Origin of the sequence: Testudinibacter sp. 'clade 2' (assembly GCF_006227735.1) — a bacterium.
GTDB lineage: Bacteria > Pseudomonadota > Gammaproteobacteria > Enterobacterales > Pasteurellaceae > Chelonobacter.
In genome coordinates this window covers 1-924 of record NZ_VDHB01000253.1, presented here as the reverse complement: position 1 = coordinate 924, position 924 = coordinate 1, and the positions used below count along the sequence as shown (strand labels likewise).

Here is a 924-nt window from a genome sequence, read left to right as displayed (position 1 = left end):
GGATGCAGGTGTATTTATCTTCTGAATTGGGCGTCATTAGTGGATTAACCAGTATTACAGGTATTGCTTCAGGCGCTTTGAAAGTCGGTGCTAAATATCAATTGGTGATAGATCCGAATGTGCTTAGTGCAAATGGGCTAGGCGGTGTAAAAATAGTTCGTAAAGTTGATGGTCTTGATGATATTCATGTTAATGTTGATATGGCAAGACAAAAAGGAAGTGAGGCTTATAAAGCAATCAATCAGTTGAGACCGAATGCTGAATACAATCTATCAAATGGAACTTATTTTCGAACTAATCAGAATGGATATGTTGAAGAAATATCATTTAAGCCTGATTTTGAAAATAGAGGTGTTCGAGATAGTCGTCAGACTGCAGTAGGTAAAGAGGGTATTGATGGAGATGTAGGAGGACACATCCAAGCATGTGCAATGGGTGGTTCTTGTGACCGTTATAATTTATTTCCACAAAATAGTAATTTTAATAATTCAGCATATAAAATTTATTTTGAGAATATACTTAAAAAAGCTCATACTGAGGGAAAAATAGTAGATAATGTAACTGTGAAATTCACGCGTGATAATCTGAACTCACCAAGACCTGATAGATTAGAAGTGATATTTACAATAGATGGGAAAGAAAGAACGGAAATTTTTAAAAACCAAGTTGGAGGGGGGAAGTAAATGGAGGCACAAATTAAAATATTAAATGAACTGGCAGGCATGTTACATTTTTCAACTAATGTTGAATATGATTTGGCATTTTTGGAATATAAATTTAATTTAAATGAAGGCTGGGATTCAATTACTATCTGGTGTGAAAAAGAAGGGGAGAATATTCCACCTAAATTTAATGCTGATAAAAAATTAATAAATGAACTATGCCAAAAACTCCATGCCAATATGCAAGCTCAAACTGGTGGTG

General features: G+C 34.3%; 2 protein-coding genes. Both read left to right on the top strand.

Going from position 1 to position 924, the window contains the following annotated elements; all coding sequences use genetic code 11:
- A partial coding sequence (locus FHQ30_RS13075) for a DNA/RNA non-specific endonuclease (protein ID WP_139625204.1) occupies positions 1–683 on the top strand: 683 nt, incomplete at its 5' end.
- Positions 684–924: hypothetical protein (locus FHQ30_RS13070; protein WP_139625203.1), on the top strand; the 241-nt coding region annotated here is incomplete at its 3' end.